The sequence below is a fragment of the Streptomyces sp. NPDC090106 genome, from assembly GCF_044747265.1.
Classification (GTDB): domain Bacteria; phylum Actinomycetota; class Actinomycetes; order Streptomycetales; family Streptomycetaceae; genus Streptomyces.
In genome coordinates this window covers 656,576-671,170 of sequence record NZ_JBIVDS010000002.1, presented here as the reverse complement: position 1 = coordinate 671,170, position 14,595 = coordinate 656,576, and the positions used below count along the sequence as shown (strand labels likewise).

Genomic DNA, 14,595 nt, shown 5'->3' with positions numbered 1-14,595 from the left:
CGCCGTCACCGCATGAGCACCCCCGCGCCCTCGACCACGTCCTGCGGCGGGACCGTCACCAGCCCCAGTTCGGAGCCGGAGGCGAGGAGCCGGTGGGACGGCAGGATGCGGACCGTGTAGCCGAAGGGGCCGGTGCGGTCCAGGGACAGCGGGCCCTCGTAGAGCCAGCGTCCGTCGGGGTCGGGACCGCCGACCGGCTTGAGGGGGACGGACAGCGCGTCGGCGATGCGGTCCTCCTCGTCGACCCGGCCGGAGACGGCCTGGACGTCGACGTCCTCCGGGGTGAGCGCGCCCAGGCCGACGTGGACCCGGAGGGCGAGCGTGCTGCCGAGTTCCGCGGTGGCGGAGGTCACCGAGGTCTCCACGTGGTCGACCGTCACCGCGTGCCAGGCGGCGCGGACACGGCTCTTCCAGGCGGCCAGCTCCCGTGCCGCGGACGGGTCCAGGGCACGGTGGGCGTGCGCGGCCGGGGTGTAGAGGCGTTCCACGTACTCGCGGACCATGCGCCCGGCCAGCACCTTCGGGCCCAGCAGGGTGAGGGTCTGGCGGACCATCTCGATCCAGCGGTCGGGCAGTCCGCCCTGGCCGCGTTCGTAGAAGCGCGGCGTCACCCGCTGCTCCAGCAGGTCGTAGAGGGCCGCCGCCTCGACGGCGTCACGGTGGTCCGGGTCGGTGCCCGTGCCGTCGGCCGTGGGGATCGCCCAGCCGAAGTCGGGCTGGAACCATTCGTCCCACCAGCCGTCCAGGACCGACAGGTTGAGGCAGCCGTTGAGGGCGGCCTTCATCCCCGAGGTGCCGCAGGCCTCCAGCGGGCGCAGGGGGTTGTTGAGCCAGATGTCGCACCCGGGGTACAGCTTCTGCGCCATCGCCATGCCGTAGTCCGGCAGGAACACGATCCGGTGCCGGACCCGCGGGTCGTCGGCGAACCGGACCAGTTCCTGGACCAGCCGCTTGCCGCCGTCGTCCGCCGGGTGCGCCTTGCCCGCCACCACGATCTGGACGGGGTGTTCGGGGTGCAGCAGCAGGTCCATCAGCCGGTCCCGGTCGCGCAGCATCAGCGTCAGCCGCTTGTACGACGGGACCCGGCGCGCGAATCCGATGGTCAGCACGTCCGGGTCGAGCACCCCGTCGATCCAGCCCAGCTCGGCGCTGCCCGCGCCGCGTTGCCGCCAGGAGGCGCGCAGCCGCTCCCGCACCTCGACGACCAGCTGCTCGCGCAGCACCCGGCGCAGGTCCCAGATGTCCTGGTCGGCGATGTCGCCCACCGCGTCCCAGCGGTCCGAGCCGCCGACGGTGAGGGCGTCCTCCGTGCGCTGCGCGCCGATCTGCCGGGCGCCGAGGCGGAACACCTCGGGCGCGACCCAGGTCGGGGCGTGCACCCCGTTGGTGACGGAGGTGATCGGCACCTCCTCCGGGTCGAAGCCCGGCCACAGGCCCGAGAACATCTCCCGGCTGACCTGGCCGTGCAACAGCGAGACGCCGTTGGCGCGTTGGCCGAGCCGCAGGCCCATCACGGCCATGTTGAACAGGTTGGGCTCGCCGCCCGGGTAGGTCTCCATCCCCAGCCGCAGGATGTGCTGGACGTCGATGCCGGGCAGCTCGGCGTCCTGGCCGAAGTGATGGGCGACCAGCTCCCGGTCGAAGCGGTCGATGCCGGCCGGGACGGGGGTGTGGGTGGTGAAGACCGTGCCCGCGCGGACCGACTCCAGGGCCGCGTCGAAGTCCAAGGCGGCCTCTCCGGCGCAGAGTTCGGCGATCCGTTCCAGGCCGAGGAAGCCCGCGTGGCCCTCGTTGGTGTGGAACACCTCGGGTGCCGGGTGGCCGGTGAGACGGCAGTACGTGCGCACCGCCCGTACCCCGCCGATGCCGAGCAGCATCTCCTGGAGCAGCCGGTGTTCGCTGCCGCCGCCGTAGAGCCGGTCGGTGACGCCGCGTTCGCCGAGGTCGTTCTCCTCGACGTCCGAGTCGAGCATCAGCAGCGGGACCCGGCCGACCTGGGCGAGCCAGATCCTGGCGTGCAGCCGCCTGCCTCCGGGCAGTGCCAGCGCCACCTGCGCGGGCGTGCCGTCGGCCTCCTTCAGCAGGGCCACCGGGAGTTCGTTCGGGTCGAGCACCGGATAGTGCTCCTGCTGCCAGCCGTCGCGGGACAGCGACTGGCGGAAGTAGCCGTGGCGGTACAGCAGTCCGACCCCGATCAGCGGGACGCCGAGGTCGCTGGCCGCCTTGAGATGGTCGCCCGCCAGGATGCCCAGGCCGCCGGAGTACTGCGGAAGGGCGGCGGTGACGCCGAACTCGGGTGAGAAGTAGGCGACGGCGGCGGGGAGTCCGCCGCCCTGGGCCTGGTACCAGCGGTGGCCGGTCACGTAGTCGTCGAGGTCGTCGGCGACCTCGCGCAGCCGCCGCAGGAACCGGCGGTCCTCCGCCAGTTCGGCCAGGCGCCTGGTGGGAACGGTGCCGAGCAGCCGCACGGGGTCCTCCCCGCAGGCGGCCCACCGGTCGGGGTCGACGGACTGGAACAGATCACGGGTGTCCGCATGCCAGGACCAGCGCAGATTGCGCGCCAGGTCACTCAGGGGCAGCAGCGGCTCGGGCAGCACGGGTCGGACGGTGAATCGACGGATAGCCTTCATTGCCACCTCAGCGCGGGGTCGCCGGCAGACACACGCCGGTGTGCGTCTCGTCGTCACCGACGACGTTAGCGGCGGGAGCGGCGTCCTCACCACGGCGCCTCGGACACCGCCCGGAAGACGATCGGCGGGCGATCAGCGGCCGGACACAGGACGATCAGGGGCCGAGCAGAAGACGAACCGTCCGGAAATCGCCGCAACCCTCGTCCCGCAACCACGCACACCTGTCGGCCGATATGGCCGATTCCGCCCCCGCAGGCGTCCTTGTGGTGACTTCGTACCCCACGAGAGGCTGCAAGTGGCGTACCGGTCACGTCGGCCGACTCCCGATGGAAAGAGACTCCGGCGCGCCGAGTCGAGGAGGGGAACTCACACCATGGCACGGACGCGACCACGGCGTCTGCGCTGGGCGGGGGGCTTGACCGCGGTGACCTGTGCCGCCGCGCTTTCGGCCATCACCCTGCCCGCGCACGCCGTACCGGAGGGCCGGATACTCGGCGCCGGACAGCCCGGCTCCGTCGGCGGAAGCTACCTGGTGACGCTCAAGGGGGACACACGGGCTCCGTCGGCGGCGGGACAGCGCCTCGCCGAGACGTACGGGGCGAAAATAAGCCATACCTACGGCACGGTACTGAACGGGTACGCGATCGAGGCCACCGAGAGACAGGCCCGGCGTCTGGCGGCCGACTCCCGTGTGGCCTCCGTCGTCCAGGACACCCGGGTGACACTGGAGCACACGCAGTCCGACCCGCCGTCCTGGGGGCTGGACCGGGTCGACCAGCCGGGCCTGCCGCTGGACAGGAGCTACACCTGGCCGGAGTCCGCGGGGGCGGGGGTCACGGTGTACGTCATCGACACGGGCATCCGGATCACGCACAAGGACTTCGGCACCCGGGCGAGCTACGGCTGGGACTTCGTCGGGGGCGACCGGGTCGCAAGCGACGGCCACGGCCACGGCACCCATGTCGCGGGCACGATCGCGGGCGCCGGGTACGGCGTCGCCAAGAAGGCCAAGGTCGTCTCGGTGCGCGTCCTCGACAGCTCGGGCGCCGGTACGACGTCCCGGGTGATCGCGGGCATCGACTGGGTCACCCGGCACGCGAGGAAGCCCGCGGTCGCCAACGTCAGCCTGGGCGGCTATCACAACGCCCAACTCGACGCCGCCGTACGCAAATCGATCAAGTCCGGTGTGACGTACGCGGTCGCGGCGGGCAACGACGGGCTGCCGGCCTCGCTCTACTCCCCCGCGGACGTCAAGCAGGCCCTGACCGTCGGCGCGACCGACCGGAAGGACGCGAAGGCGGACTTCTCCAACTTCGGTCCCGCGCTGGACCTGTTCGCCCCGGGCGTGTCCATCACGTCCGCCTCCAACACCAGCGACACCGCCAAGGCCACCTACTCGGGCACGTCGATGGCGAGCCCGCACGTGGCGGGCGCGGCGGCGCTCTATCTGGCCGATCACCGCAAGGCGACGCCCGCGCAGGTCTCGGCCGCCCTCGTCGCGGAGGCGGTCCACGGAAGAGTCTCCGCCCGCGGCCCCGGCTCCCCGGACGAACTGCTCCAGGTGCCGGGATCGTAGGCCGGAATCAGCAGCCCGGCCCCGTTCACCGCGAACGGGGCCGGACTTGTGTGTGGACATACGCGTGAGTAGTTAACAAAGTGCCGGATTGCTCACCCGAATAGGGTGGGAAGGCTCCACCGGTACAGCTCCCGGCCACACCATGGGAACCCCACGCAGGACCAACCTCCCCACAGCCATCCGCCCACCCCCAGTTGACGCGGACAGGAGCGGTCATGCCCGCCAAGCACCACACGTCAGCACCCCCGACGAGCACGCCCGGATCACCCCCCGACACCCCGGGACCCCCCGGCACACCCACCCCCACACCCACGCCCACTCCCACGCCCGCCGCCGAGCCCGCCGAGCCCGCCGAGCCCGCGGCGCCCGCCGTCACGGAGCGACCCTCCGCGGACGACACCCCCGGCGTGGGCCGCATCCCCGTCCTCGACGTCCGGCCGGTCGTCCAGCAGGGCCGCCGCCCCGCCAAAGCCGTCACCGGCGAGACGTTCCAGGTCTCGGCCACCGTGTTCCGCGAGGGGCATGACGCGGTCGCCGCGAACGTCGTCCTCACGGACCCCGAGGGCCGTCCCGGCCCGTGGACCCCGATGCGTGAACTCGCCCCCGGCACCGACCGCTGGGGCGCCGACGTCACCCCCGACCGGCCCGGTGACTGGACGTACCGGGTCGAGGCGTGGGGCGACCCGATCGCCACCTGGCGCCATCACGCGCAGATCAAGATCCCGGCGGGGATGGACACGGACCTGGTGCTGGAGGAAGGCGCGCTCCTCCACGAGCGGGCGGCCGAGGGCGGTTCACGTCCCGGGGCGCTCCGCGCCACCGTCGCGGCGCTGCGGGACGAGACCCGCCCCGCCTCCGCCCGCCTGGCCGCCGCGCTCACCCCGGAGGTCGACGCGGTCCTCGCGGCCCGCCCGCTGCGGGAGTTCGTCACGGCCTCCGAGGAACTGCCGCTGCTGGTGGAGCGGGAGCGGGCGTTGTTCGGGTCGTGGTACGAGTTCTTCCCCCGCTCCGAGGGCACACCGCAGGAGCCGCACGGCACGTTCGCGACGGCCGCGCGCAGGCTGCCCGCGATCGCCGCGATGGGCTTCGACGTCGTCTACCTCCCCCCGATCCACCCGATCGGCACGACGTACCGCAAAGGCCGCAACAACACCCTCTCCCCCGGCCCCGACGACGTCGGCGTGCCCTGGGCCATCGGCTCACCCGAAGGCGGCCACGACGCCGTCCACCCCCGCCTGGGCACCCTGGACGACTTCGACGACTTCGTGAACCGGGCCCGCGAACTCGGCCTGGAGATCGCCCTCGACTTCGCCCTCCAGTGCTCCCCCGACCACCCCTGGGTCGACAAACACCCCGAGTGGTTCCACCACCGCCCCGACGGCACCATCGCCTACGCCGAGAACCCGCCCAAGAAATACCAGGACATCTACCCCATCGCCTTCGACGCCGACCTCGACGGCCTCGTCACCGAGACCGTCCGCGTCCTGCGGCACTGGACGGACCACGGCGTACGGATCTTCCGGGTCGACAACCCCCACACCAAACCCGTCGTCTTCTGGCAGCGCGTCATCGCCGCGGTCAACACCACCGACCCCGACGTGATCTTCCTGGCCGAGGCCTTCACCCGCCCCGCCATGATGCACACCCTGGGCCAGATCGGCTTCCAGCAGTCCTACACCTACTTCACCTGGCGCACCACCAAACAGGAACTCACCGACTACGTCACCGAGTTGGCAGGCGAGGCCGCCGCCTACATGCGGCCCAACTTCTTCGCCAACACCCCCGACATCCTCCACGCCTACCTCCAGCACGGCGCCCGCCCCGCCTTCGAGGTCCGCGCCGTCCTCGCCGCCACCCTCTCCCCCACCTGGGGCATCTACAGCGGCTACGAACTCTGCGAGAACACCCCCCTGCGCACCGGCACCGAGGAATACCTCGACTCCGAGAAATACCAGCTCAAACCCCGCGACTGGCACACCCAGGACACCATCGCACCCCTCATCACCCGGCTCAACGCCATCCGCCGGGAGAGCCCCGCCCTCCGCCAGTTGCGCGACATCCACTTCCATCACGCCGACCAGGAAGCGGTCATCGTCTACTCGAAGCGCAGCGGTTCGAACACGGTTCTGGTGGTGGCCAACCTCGACCCTCACCACACCCAGGAAGCCACGGTCTCGTTGGACATGCCACAACTCGGCCTCGCATGGCACGAGTCGGTTCCGGTGCGCGACGAGCTCACCGGTGAGACCTATCACTGGGGCAGGGCCAACTACGTGCGCCTGGAACCGGGCACCCGGCCGGCGCACATCCTCACCGTCCTGCGACCGTCCACCCCGCAGACCGGAGGGTCACCCACAATATGATCGTCAACGAGCCCGTCCCGGACACCTTCGAGGACACTCCGGCCAAGGACCGGGACCCGGATTGGTTCAAGCGCGCCGTCTTCTACGAGGTGCTCGTCCGTTCCTTCCAGGACAGCAACGGAGACGGCGTCGGCGACCTCAAGGGCCTCACGGCCAAGCTCGACTACCTGCAATGGCTGGGCATCGACTGCCTGTGGCTGCCACCGTTCTTCAAGTCCCCGCTCCGGGACGGCGGTTACGACGTCTCCGACTACACCGCCGTCCTGCCCGAGTTCGGTGACCTCGCCGACTTCGTCGAGTTCGTGGACGCCGCCCACCAGCGCGGCATGCGCGTGATCATCGACTTCGTGATGAACCACACCAGCGACCAGCACCCGTGGTTCCAGGAGTCCCGCGCCCACCCGGACGGCCCGTACGGCGATTACTACGTCTGGGCGGACGACGACAAGCAGTTCCCGGACGCGCGGATCATCTTCGTCGACACCGAGGCCTCCAACTGGACCTTCGACCCGGTGCGCAAGCAGTACTACTGGCACCGCTTCTTCTCCCACCAGCCGGACCTCAACTACGAGAACCCGGCGGTCCAGGAGGAGATGGTCTCGGCCCTGCGTTTCTGGCTGGACCTGGGCATCGACGGATTCCGGCTCGACGCCGTGCCGTACCTGTACCAGCAGGAAGGCACCAACTGCGAAAACCTTCCGGCAACCCACGAGTTCCTGAAGCGGGTCCGCAAGGAGATCGACGCGCACTACCCGGACACGGTGATCCTGGCCGAGGCGAACCAGTGGCCCGAGGACGTCGTCGACTACTTCGGCGACTACGCCTCCGGCGGCGACGAATGCCACATGGCCTTCCACTTCCCCGTCATGCCCCGCATCTTCATGGCCGTCCGCCGCGAATCGCGCTACCCCGTCTCCGAGATCCTCGCCAAGACACCCGCCATCCCCGCCAACTGCCAGTGGGGCATCTTCCTGCGCAACCACGACGAGCTCACCCTCGAAATGGTCACCGACGAAGAACGCGACTACATGTACGCGGAATACGCCAAAGACCCGCGCATGCGCGCCAACATCGGCATCCGCCGCCGCCTCGCCCCCCTCCTCGACAACGACCGCAACCAGATCGAACTCTTCACCGCCCTCCTGCTCTCCCTGCCCGGCTCACCGATCCTCTACTACGGCGACGAGATCGGCATGGGCGACAACATCTGGCTCGGCGACCGCGACGCCGTCCGCACCCCCATGCAATGGACCCCCGACCGCAACGCCGGCTTCTCCTCCTGCGACCCCGGACGCCTCTACCTCCCCACGATCATGGACCCCGTCCACGGCTACCAGGTCACCAACGTCGAGGCGTCCATGTCGTCGCCCTCCTCGCTGCTGCACTGGACCCGCCGGATGATCGAGATCCGCAAGCAGAACCCGGCCTTCGGACTCGGCACGTACACCGAACTCCCGTCCTCCAACGCCGCCGTGATCGCCTTCCTGCGCGAGTACGAGGACGACCTCGTGCTGTGTGTCCACAACTTCTCCCGGTTCGCGCAGCCGACCGAGTTGGACCTGCGACGGTTCACCGGGCGTAACCCGGTGGAGCTGTTCGGCGGGGTACGGTTCCCGGCCATCGGGGAGTTGCCGTACTTGCTGACGCTGGCGGGGCACGGCTTCTACTGGTTCCGGCTCCGCAAGGACGCCGTCTAGAGCCCCGGCGGGGCGAGTGGCCGGTTTCCCTCGCCCCGCCCTGGGCACGCATCAGTAACACCCCGACGACCCGGGGAGGCGCCCATGTCCGAAGCAGTCGTCCGCAGCGCGACGACAAGTCCGCACCTGCTCGCGTCACTTGATCCGCTCCTGCGCGAATGGCTGCCCCGCCGGCGCTGGTTCGCGGGCAAGGGACGTCCGGTCACCGGGTTCACCCTGGTCGAGGCGACCCGGCTGCTGCCGGGCGAGGGCGGGCCGGGCCTGTACCACCTGCTCCTCCAGGCCCATCAGCCGTCCGGCCCCGGCGACTGCTACCAGCTCCTCATAGGCGTGCGCGAGGCCCTGCCGCCCCGGCTGGCGCCCGCGCTGATCGGCCACGTCACCGAGGGCCCGCTCGCCGGACTCACCGCGTACGAGGCCCTGTTCGACACCCGGCCCGCCGAACTGCTCCTGGAGGCACTGCGCACCCGGGCCCGGATCGGCGGGCTGCGCTTCGACCGCGCCCCGGGGCAGGAGATCCGGCCGACGCTGGTGCCCCGGGTGATGACGGCCGAGCAGTCCAACACCTCCGTCGTATACGGAGATACGTTCATCCTGAAGCTCTTCCGGCGGATCCTGCCCGGCGTCAACCCGGACCTGGAGCTGCCGCTCGCGCTGGCCCGCGAGGGCTGCCCCCGGGTACCGGCCCCCACGGCCTGGCTGCGGGCGGAGCTGGCCGGGGAGTCGTACGTCCTCGGGGTGATGCAGCCGTTCGTGCAGGGCGCCGCCGACGGGTGGGAGCTGGCGCTGCGCGAGCTGGCCAAGGGCGAGGACTTCACCGCGGAGGCGCGGGCCCTGGGGCGGGCCACCGCCGAGGTGCACACGGCGCTCGCCCGCGCGCTGCCGACGGTGACGCTCGGCGCCGCCCAACTGCGCGTCCTCGTCGACGGCATGATCGACCGCCTCGACGTGGCCGCCCAGGTGGTGCCCGCGCTGCGGCCGTACGCGCCCGGGCTGCGCTCGGCGTTCACCGCGCTGGCCGACCTCGCCGCCGAGGGCCGCACCTGGACCGCTCAGCGCGTCCACGGCGATCTGCATCTCGGCCAGTGCCTGCGCTCACCGGCCGGGCACTGGTCGCTGATCGACTTCGAGGGCGAGCCGTCGAAGCCGCTGGCCGAACGGCGGCTGCCGCAGCCCACGGTCCGGGACGTCGCCGGGATGCTCCGCTCCTTCGACTACGCCGCCCACTCGGCCGGCCGGCCCGCACCGGGCTGGGCGCGCGCCTGCCGGGCCGCCTACTGCTCCGGGTACGCCGAGGCCGGCGGCGGCGATCCGCGGACCGACCCGGTGCTGCTGCGGGCGTACGAGACGGACAAGGCGATCTACGAGGTCGTCTACGAGGCACGGCACCGGCCGGACTGGCTGGCCGTGCCGCTGGCCGCGATCGAGCGGTACGTGACGCATGGCATGTGACCCAGCACCGCCCGCACCTTCGCCGAGGAGGCTCCGCTCGTGACCCCCCGCCCCACCCCCGACAGCGGTTCCGAACCCGAGAAGCCGGCCAGGAAGGCCACCCCGAAGGCGGCCGAGAAGGCCGTGAAGAGCACCAAGAACGCCAAGAACGCCAAGAGCACGAAGAAGGCCACCGCGGACAAGGCCGTGACGAAGAAGGCCGCGGCGAAGAAGACGGCGGCCAAGAAGGCCACGCCGAAGAAGCAGACAGCGAAGAAGGCCGCCGCCAAGGCACCCGAGCCCGCCCCGGCCCCCGCCCCGGCCCCGGCCCCGGCCCCGGTGCCCCTGCCCCCCGTCTCCCCCGCTCCCCACCCCGACGACCGCGCCCGTCTCCTGTCCGGCACCCATCACGACCCGCACTCCGTGCTCGGCGCGCACCCGCTGCCCGGCGGCGGTACGGCCTTCCGGGTCTTCAAGCCGTACGCGCTGACGGTGACCGTCGTGGCGGGCGAGCTGCGGGCCGACCTCCACGACGACGGCGACGGGTTCTTCTCCGCCCTCCTCCCGCTCACCGAAGTCCCCCCGTACCGGCTCCTGGTGACCTACGACGAGTCCGTGCAGGAGGTCGAGGACGCGTACCGTTTCCTGCCCGCGCTCGGCGAGCTGGACCTGCACCTCATCAACGAGGGGCGGCACGAGGAGCTGTGGCGGGCGCTGGGCGCCGAGCCGATGGTCCACGAGGGTGTGACCGGCACCCGGTTCACGGTGTGGGCGCCGAACGCGCGCGGGGTGGCGCTGGCGGGGACGTTCAACTTCTGGGACGGCACCGGGTACCCGATGCGCTCGCTGGGCTCGTCCGGGGTGTGGGAGCTGTTCGTGCCGGGGATCGGCGAGGGCGAGCTGTACAAGTTCGCGATCACCCGCCCGGACGGTTCGCGGACGCTGCGCGCCGACCCGATGGCACGCCGCACCGAGGTGCCGCCGAACACGTCGTCCATCGTGCACGCCTCGCACCACGTGTGGCGGGACGGGGGTTGGCTGGAGCAGCGGGGCCGGGTCCCGGCGCACGAGGGCCCGTTCTCCGTGTACGAGGTGCATCTCGCGTCCTGGCGGCCGGGTCTGACGTACCGCCAGCTGGCCGAGCAGCTCCCCGCGTACGTGCGGGATCTGGGGTTCACGCATGTCGAGCTGATGCCGGTCGCCGAGCATCCCTTCGGCGGCTCCTGGGGCTACCAGGTCACCGGCTTCTACGCGCCCACCGCCCGCATGGGCACACCGGACGACTTCAAGTACCTCGTGGACGCCCTGCACCAGGCCGGGATCGGCGTGCTGATGGACTGGGTCCCGGCCCATTTCCCGCGCGACGACTGGGCGTTGGCGGAGTTCGACGGCCGCCCGCTGTACGAGCACGAGGATCCGCTGCGGGCCGCGCACCCCGACTGGGGCACCCTGGAGTTCGACTTCGGCCGCCGCGAGGTGCGCAACTTCCTGGTGGCGAACGCCGTGTACTGGTGCGAGGAGTTCCACATCGACGGGCTGCGGGTGGACGCCGTCGCCTCGATGCTCTACCTCGACTACTCGCGCGAGCCGGGTCAGTGGGTGCCGAACGCGCACGGCGGCCGGGAGAACCTGGACGCCGTGGAATTCCTCCAGGAGATGAACGCGACCGTGTACCGCAGGGTGCCGGGCGTGGTGACCATCGCCGAGGAGTCCACGGCCTGGGACGGCGTCACCCGGGCCACGCACCACACCGGTCCCGGCGGCTTCGGCGGTCTGGGGTTCGGGCTGAAGTGGAACATGGGCTGGATGCACGACTCGCTGGGCTACATGGCGCACGAGCCGGTGCACCGCAGGTTCCACCACCACGAGATGACGTTCTCGATGGTGTACGCGTACAGCGAGAACTACGTGCTGCCCATCTCGCACGACGAAGTCGTGCACGGGAAGAAGTCGTTGGTGTCGAAGATGCCCGGCGACTGGTGGCAGCAGCGGGCCGGGTTGCGCGCCTATCTGGCCTTCATGTGGGCGCACCCCGGCAAGCAGCTCCTCTTCATGGGGCAGGAGTTCGCCCAGGGCGCCGAATGGTCCGAGGCGCACGGTCCGGACTGGTGGCTGCTCGACCCGGCGTACGGCGCCGAGCCCGACCACCGGGGCGTCCGCGACCTGGTCCGTGACCTCAACACCGTGTACCGGCACACCCCGGCGCTGTGGCAGCGGGACACGGCGCCCGACGGGTTCCGGTGGATCGTGGGCGACGCCGCCGACGACAACGTCTTCGCGTTCCTCCGGCTGGACGCGGACGGCGCCCCGCTGCTGGCCGTCTCCAACCTCTCCCCCGTCGTCCGCCACGACTACCGGCTCGGCGTCCCCGACGACGTCCCCGCCTGGCAGGAGACCCTCAACACCGACCTCGGCAAGTACGGCGGCAGCGACGTCACCAACCCGGACACCGCCAAACCGGAGGCGACCCCGTGGCACGGGCGCCCGGTGAGCGTCCGGCTGACGCTGCCGCCCCTGGCCACCGTCTGGCTACGCCCCGCGTAGCGCCTTGGGCAGCCGGCCCGTGTGCAGCACCCCCAGTCGCTGTGTCGCCCGGGTCAGTGCCACGTACAGGTCGCTCGTGCCGTACAGGCCCGGCTCGACCACCAGGACCGAGTCGAATTCCAGGCCCTTGGACTGGCGGGGGTCCAGGAGGACGACGGTCCGGGTCAGGTCGGGCTGGGCACCCGCCGTGACGCCGTCGAGCCGGGCGGCGATGCGGCGGTGGAGATGGCCCGGGGCGATGACCGCGAGCCGGCCCTCGGCGGGGGTGAGTTCGCCGACGGCCTCGGCGACGGCGCCGGGCAGGTCGTCGGTGGCCCTGATCCAGGGGCGGACCCCGGTCGAGCGGACCGAGCTCGGCGGTTCGAAGTCGGGGTTCTCCGCGCGCACCACGGCCGCCGCGAGGTCCATGATCTCGGCGGGGGTGCGGTAGTTGACGCCGAGCCGGGTGTGCTCCCAGCGGTCCTCGACGTACGGTTCGAGGATCTTCTCCCAGGAGCCGACGCCCGCCGCCTCGGCGGTCTGCGCCGGGTCGCCGACGAGGGTCATCGACCGGGTGGGGCTGCGCCGCATGAGCAACCGCCAGGCCATCGGGGAGAGTTCCTGCGCCTCGTCGACGATGATGTGTCCGAACGCCCAGGTGCGGTCGGCCGCGGCACGCTCGGCGGCGCTGCGGTGGTCGTCCTCCTCCTGCCGTTCGGCGAACCGCTCGGCGTCGATGATGTCGTGCGCGGACAGCACCTCGGAGTCCTCGTCGTCCTGGTCCTCGAACTCGTAGGTCCGGGAGGCGTACGACACGTCCAGCACGCCCTGCGCGTAGGCGACCTGGGTCTCCCGCTCGCGTTCCGCCCTGGCCCGCGTCAACCGGTCGTCCTCGCCGAGGAGTTCGGCGGCCTCGTCGAGGAGGGGGACGTCGGCGACGGTCCAGGCGCGGGTCACCGGGCGGCGGATGGCGTCGGCGTCCTCGTCGCTGACGTATCCCTGGGGGTCGGCGAGGAAGTCCGCGACCAGGCGCTGCGGGGTCAGCCGGGGCCACAACTGGTCGACGGCGGCCCACACCTCGGGGTTCTCGGCGATCTCGTCGCGGATCTGGGTGATGTCGCTCGGGTCGAGGAGGCTGGTGCCGTCGTACGGGTCGGTGCCGACGCGCTCGGCGTACAGCTCGGTGAGGGTGTTGAGGATGTGGCCCTCGAAGTGCTCGCGGGCCGCGTTGTGCGGCAGTCCGGTCGAGCGGGCCTTCTCCCGGGCCACCGCCACCAGCCCGTCGTCGAGCATCAGGACCTCCCGGTCGTGCTCGACGGCGATCACCGGGTCGGGCAGCGCCTGCCAGTCGCGCACGACGTCGGCGAGGACGTCCGCCATGTCGGCGCGGCCCTTGACCTCGGCCGCCGCGCGGGTGTCGGCCGCCTTCGCCCGCACGCCGGGGAACAGCTCCCCGACCGTGGCGAGCAGGACGCCGGTCTCGCCGAGCGCGGGCAGCACCTCGCCGATGTAGCCGAGGAAGGCGGGGTTGGGGCCGACGATCAGCACGGCCCGTTTGGCTAGCAGTTCGCGGTGCTCGTACAGCAGGTAGGCGGCGCGGTGCAGGGCGACGGCCGTCTTGCCGGTGCCGGGGCCGCCCTCGACGACCAGCACGCCGCGGTGCGGGGCGCGGATGATCTCGTCCTGCTCGGCCTGGATGGTCCGCACGATGTCGTGCATCCGGCCGGTGCGCGCGGCGTCGAGCGCGGCGAGCAGCACCGCGTCGCTGGTGGGGTCCTCGTGGCCGGTGCGCTCGTGGTCGCCGAGGTCGAGGATCTCGTCGTGCAGGGCGGTGACCCGGCGGCCGTCGGTGCTGAGGTGCCGCCGTCGCCGCAGCCCCATCGGGGTGTGGCCGGTGGCCAGGTAGAAGGGGCGGGCGACGTCGGCGCGCCAGTCGATCAGGACCGGCCGTCGCTCGGCGTCGTCGGTGCGCAGCCCGATGCGGCCGATGTGGTGGGTCGTGCCGGAGGTCAGGTCGATGCGGCCGAAGCAGAGCGAGCCGTCCACCGCGTCGAGCGCGGCGAGCAGCCCGGACCGCTCGGCGACCAGGATGTCCCGCTCCAGGCGCGCCTGCATGGGCGTGTTGCCCTGGGCCAGCGCGTCCGTGACCGAGGCCTCGGTGTGGCCGCGCAGGGCGTCCACGCGGGCGTACAGCCCGTCGATGAATTCCTGCTCACGGCGCATTTCATCGTCCGGAAATTCGCTGTTTGACAATTCCACTCCCGCCCGGATATACTGCGTTCAGTGCAGTTCTTTGTGACTTGCTTTCCGTGAAGTCACGAACCACTCAATATACGCAGCGAAATCCCCCAAGCACAATTGCTTGAGGGATTTCT

7 protein-coding genes are annotated in these 14,595 nt (G+C 71.4%); 5 read left to right on the top strand and 2 right to left on the bottom strand.

Annotated features, from left to right (window positions below; genetic code table 11):
• Window positions 1-5: 5 nt before the first annotated feature.
• Window positions 6-2,630, bottom strand: coding sequence for a glycosyltransferase family 1 protein (locus ACIPSE_RS08565; RefSeq protein WP_401659020.1), 2,625 nt, complete (start codon window positions 2,628-2,630; stop codon window positions 6-8).
• A 373-nt stretch (window positions 2,631-3,003) separates the two neighbouring features.
• Between ACIPSE_RS08565 and ACIPSE_RS08560 the strand changes: the two genes are divergently transcribed.
• The 5 genes from ACIPSE_RS08560 (at window position 3,004) to glgB (ending at window position 12,241) form a co-directional block, all read left to right on the top strand.
• Window positions 3,004-4,206, top strand: a complete 1,203-nt coding sequence (locus ACIPSE_RS08560; protein ID WP_401659017.1) for a S8 family peptidase — start codon at window positions 3,004-3,006, stop codon at window positions 4,204-4,206.
• 215 nt (window positions 4,207-4,421) lie between these two features.
• Complete coding sequence (locus ACIPSE_RS08555) at window positions 4,422-6,569, top strand: alpha-1,4-glucan--maltose-1-phosphate maltosyltransferase (protein WP_401659015.1); 2,148 nt, start codon at window positions 4,422-4,424, stop codon at window positions 6,567-6,569.
• Window positions 6,566-8,266: a maltose alpha-D-glucosyltransferase gene (gene treS / locus ACIPSE_RS08550; RefSeq protein ID WP_401659012.1), complete on the top strand. Its 1,701-nt coding sequence runs from the start codon at window positions 6,566-6,568 to the stop codon at window positions 8,264-8,266. Before ACIPSE_RS08555 ends, treS begins: the two co-directional genes overlap by 4 nt.
• Before the next feature lie 84 nt (window positions 8,267-8,350).
• Complete coding sequence (locus ACIPSE_RS08545; RefSeq protein ID WP_401659010.1) at window positions 8,351-9,718, top strand: phosphotransferase; 1,368 nt, start codon at window positions 8,351-8,353, stop codon at window positions 9,716-9,718.
• A 39-nt stretch (window positions 9,719-9,757) separates the two neighbouring features.
• Window positions 9,758-12,241 carry a 1,4-alpha-glucan branching enzyme gene (gene glgB, locus ACIPSE_RS08540; protein ID WP_401659008.1) on the top strand — a complete coding sequence of 828 codons (2,484 nt, stop codon included), beginning with the start codon at window positions 9,758-9,760 and terminating at the stop codon, window positions 12,239-12,241.
• Here the strand turns inward: glgB and ACIPSE_RS08535 are convergent.
• A complete protein-coding gene (locus tag ACIPSE_RS08535; protein WP_401659006.1) occupies window positions 12,227-14,443 on the bottom strand; it encodes a HelD family protein in 2,217 nt (738 codons plus the stop codon). The two genes, glgB and ACIPSE_RS08535, sit on opposite strands and share 15 nt — an antisense overlap.
• Window positions 14,444-14,595 lie beyond the last annotated feature (152 nt).

What these genes read in the sequence shown, in the direction of transcription:
- ACIPSE_RS08565 (WP_401659020.1), bottom strand. Translation starts at nt 2,630, where the DNA reads ATGAAGGCTATCCGTCGATTCACCGTCCGACCCGTGCTGCCCGAGCCG.
- ACIPSE_RS08560 (WP_401659017.1), top strand. Translation starts at nt 3,004, where the DNA reads ATGGCACGGACGCGACCACGGCGTCTGCGCTGGGCGGGGGGCTTGACC.
- ACIPSE_RS08555 (WP_401659015.1), top strand. Translation starts at nt 4,422, where the DNA reads ATGCCCGCCAAGCACCACACGTCAGCACCCCCGACGAGCACGCCCGGA.
- treS (WP_401659012.1), top strand. Translation starts at nt 6,566, where the DNA reads ATGATCGTCAACGAGCCCGTCCCGGACACCTTCGAGGACACTCCGGCC.
- ACIPSE_RS08545 (WP_401659010.1), top strand. Translation starts at nt 8,351, where the DNA reads ATGTCCGAAGCAGTCGTCCGCAGCGCGACGACAAGTCCGCACCTGCTC.
- ACIPSE_RS08535 (WP_401659006.1), bottom strand. Translation starts at nt 14,443, where the DNA reads ATGCGCCGTGAGCAGGAATTCATCGACGGGCTGTACGCCCGCGTGGAC.